The following is a 3,806-nucleotide window of genomic DNA, read 5'->3' as shown; positions in this document are numbered from 1 at the left end:
AAGGTCACCTACGCTGGATACGGACAACAACAGACTTTTGAAGTTCCAAAGACTGAGGTAAGTATCGATGATCTATTCAATGGTGATAATTATTATGCAGAACAAATCAAACTCGAATACGATGCTTGGAAAGAGCTAAATCCCGATCAAGATTTCTCTCAAAAAGAGTATCAACTGGCCGCAGTAAATACACACGCATTTGAATATGATTCAATACGAAACCAGCAGGAAAGCAAAGAATTTTGGGGACAAATTGCCGCTCTCGTCGTTATCGTCGGTGTATCATTGGTCTGTCCACCTGCAGGCATCGCCTTAGGAGCCGCTTATGGCACATTCGAGTTAAGCTCAGCCGTTTCGGGGAAGGACTGGATTTCAGGACGAGAGCTAGGCACCGGAGAACGCGTATTCCGTGGACTATTAAGCCCATTAGATATTATTCCTGGTGTAAGTAGTATCACGAAATTCAGCGGTGCAGTAAAGCTTGCCCACTTAGGTGATATGGGGCAATTCGCCGTTAAAACGGGAATAAAGAGCAGCATCAAAGACGGCGTTACTCATATTGGAAATATGGTCGAAACAGCTGGAAAGGTGTCTGCCACACGACTAAAAAGTGCAGCCTCAGCGATAAAAGATGGCGGAACAGCAATCAAAAATAAAGTAGTAGAAGATACCAAAGATATTGGTAAACTAGTAGGTACCGAAATCAACAATATGACAAATATCATACCCTCACGAAAACTTGGATTAGCTGCAGATGGGATGGGCGACGTTGGGCATGCTCATATTCCTGTGGATGAGGCGAGAGTGGTTGGGAATGAGAAGGGGGATGTTGTTAGTAGGATTGATGGTGGTTCTGTTGGTGGTGGTAAGGGTACGGGTAAAGTCGAAAGTACTTTAGATGCCAAATTGAAAAAGTATGTTTGTGATTCATTTGAAGGTACAGGAAAGGAAGTTCAAGACAATTTCAATAAATATCTTAGAGAAAATGTTTGGTGTGATGAAACGTTATCAAATTCAGAGAAAATTGAAATAATGAGGGAAAATTTCAACAGGTTAACATCGGAACAAAAAATCGACTTTAATGTTTTAAACGATGAGAAGTTTTTAACACATAATAGTGATTACACAAATTGGGGAGATTGGCCACCTGTTAATTGGCCTGAATTTCCAGGGTTAGATAAAACTCAGTCTATTATTTCTATATCAAAAGAGAATACAATACCTGAAAAACTAGATAGAATAGGATCACTTTATGGTAACAATTTTGCAACGATTCCGGAGAGTGGAATTAAACATACAATGGATGAACGTGCGATTTGTTATATTGATAACCCTGCAGCATATCATAAATATACTTTTGAGAGTACTTACTATTTCGATTGTATTGACTGTATTAAAAATAAAGATGTAGATGGGTTGAATAAGATAATTGATGAAATGAATTTTAAAAATAAAGATAGTCATATTGAACGTATTGATGAAAATGATATGATTGATTGGAACTTGCAATATAATAAATTCCAAAATAATTCCCTATTAAAAGCATTGTGTGAGGAAAAAGGATTAGATTCAACATATGGGTTATTAGGTAAGGCGGCCCCTTGGTACGATGAAGGTAAAAATAATTTACTTGCAAATGGCGGGGCTGGTCAGTTAAACACTCCTGTTTCTGGAAATGTATTGAAATATTTAAGGATATTAAGGGAGGAATAACATTTTGACTAGAGTAGAGTATGAAAACTTTTTAGTAATGCAAAACATTGATATAAATAAATTAAATCTAGTTATTGGTGAAAAAAAGGTAATTCCTTATGTAACCGGTTGTTTCAAAGAAGATGGTGTATGGAAAATCTATATGGTAGGAGAACGTCAAGACTTTGATATTGTTAAAGAGGGAACTGAAGAGGAAATATTTAACACCATGCATAGTATCACTAAAAGCAGAGTTAAACACAGTAATAATTAATTCTTAACAATCGATATAAATAAGGGAAGGATTGTAGTGTTTTGATAGCACCCCAAAATTAGACCATAAAATCTATCTTTTGGGGTGTTTTTTTATGGTTCAATATGATGAAGGACTCTTGTAACAAGTTATTGACACATACCTCTCGTTAAGCTCCGTCGTTTCGGGGAAGGACAGGATTTCAGGACGAGAGCTGGGCACAGGAGAACATGTATTCCGTGGACTATTAAGCCCACTAGACATTATCCCTGGAGTAAGCAGTGTCACGAAATTTAGCGGTGCAGTAAAACTTGCTCACGTAGGAGATATGGGGCAATTCACCATTAAAACCGGGATAAAAAGCAGCATTAATGATGGAGTGACCCATATTAGAAATATGGTCGAAACGGCTGGAAAGATGTCCACCACCCGATTAAAAAGTGCAGCTTCAGCGATAAAAGATGTACCAAATAAGCTGAAAAATAAGTTAATTGACGATACAATAGAAGTAGGAAGATTCATAGATTCAGCTATTACACATGGGAAAAATATCATCTCAACCCGACAACGCATGGACTTTGCCATGGATGAATTTGGAAATATGGGGAATGCCCAAAAGCCTGTGGAGAATACGCATGCGGTTGAGAATAAAGTTAGTGCTATGTTGAGTAAGGCTAAAGGAGTTAATGTTGGTAAGGGTACGGTTAAAGGTAGTTCTGGAGTAAATGAAGTCAAAACATTTGTCGACAAAGGGCAACAGTTTACAAATGGTAGAAAAAATAAGTTAAAGCCTAATATTAAATATAAAACTGGAGAGTATGATTACTATTATGAAACAGATAATGTAGGTAGGATTTCTAAATTTGAAACAGAAAATTTACAATTAACAAAGAGAAAAGACAGACTGTCTCACAGCAAAAATACACCAGGTAAAGTAAAAGGTCAAGACCATGCAGGACATTTGGCAGGTGATAGGTTTGGAGGCTCACCTAAAATTGACAATTTGGTATCACAATTGTCCGATGTTAATTTGAAGAAATATAAAAAAGTTGAAGATAAATGGGCTGCCGCTTTAAAAGAAATACCTCCCAAAAAAGTAACAGTTGATGTTGAAATTATTTACTCGGGGGATAATGTGCGTCCGGATAAATTTATAGTTAATTACACTATTGATGGTAAGCCGGGTAGTGCAAAATTTAAAAACCTTTAAAAGGAGTGAAATTTAGTATGAAAGAATTTGAAGATAGATTTAGTGAATTACAAGCAGATATGATATCCATATGTATGGAATATGTTGAAGATAGAGCTGATAAAGTATATGTTTATGCTTCATGTGAGGAAGATATGATATCGAGCAGTTTCTTTTATTTAATTAACAATAAGTATGTTGAGTGCCATAAGGTAAATGATGCATTGGAGAATGGGGAAGAAAGATACGATGTGTCTACAGAAAGACAATTTAAGGTATTAAGTATTATAAATGATGATATCGAAAAAATTGAAGAATTATGTAAAGAATATAAAAGAGACATGCCGACTGAGTTGAAATTAATATATGATGTTAAGAGTGGCGGATTTAAAGCTGAATACAAGTATGAATTAGTACATACAAATGATGATATAAAAACGGCTGATGATTTTGCTGACGAGTGGTTTGAGGAGATAAAAAATAATAACCTCTAAAATAGTTACAGTTAAAGAGATATTTTAATTTGATCTAACAATTCATAAAGGTTGTACCAAAATGAAGCTATAAACCATGTTCTGAAAAGGAAAAAAATATTCATAGGTTTATAAGTTTCTTATTATGAAAGCTTAAAAAGTTGAATTTAGAGCACTTGTGTGTTTTGCAAGTAAAAAG

3 protein-coding genes and 1 pseudogene are annotated in these 3,806 nt (G+C 35.4%); all 4 read left to right on the top strand.

Annotation, left to right across the window (positions count from 1 at the left end; all coding sequences use genetic code 11):
* Window positions 1–1,713: pseudogene (locus B5V89_RS20175) on the top strand (hypothetical protein); the annotation flags it as partial.
* Window positions 1,714–1,717: 4 nt separating this feature from the next.
* A complete protein-coding gene (locus B5V89_RS15660; protein ID WP_108072864.1) occupies window positions 1,718–1,966 on the top strand; it encodes a hypothetical protein in 249 nt (82 codons plus the stop codon).
* A 307-nt stretch (window positions 1,967–2,273) separates the two neighbouring features.
* Window positions 2,274–3,155, top strand: a complete 882-nt coding sequence (locus tag B5V89_RS20490; protein WP_244913516.1) for a DNA/RNA non-specific endonuclease — start codon at window positions 2,274–2,276, stop codon at window positions 3,153–3,155.
* 17 nt (window positions 3,156–3,172) lie between these two features.
* Window positions 3,173–3,628 (top strand): immunity protein YezG family protein, encoded by a 456-nt coding sequence (locus B5V89_RS15650; protein ID WP_107958492.1) that lies wholly within the window; start codon window positions 3,173–3,175, stop codon window positions 3,626–3,628.
* Window positions 3,629–3,806 lie beyond the last annotated feature (178 nt).

This window comes from Heyndrickxia sporothermodurans, assembly GCF_003055045.1.
Lineage (GTDB): Bacteria > Bacillota > Bacilli > Bacillales > Bacillaceae_C > Heyndrickxia > Heyndrickxia sporothermodurans.
This window is presented reverse-complemented; position numbering and strand designations above follow the sequence as displayed.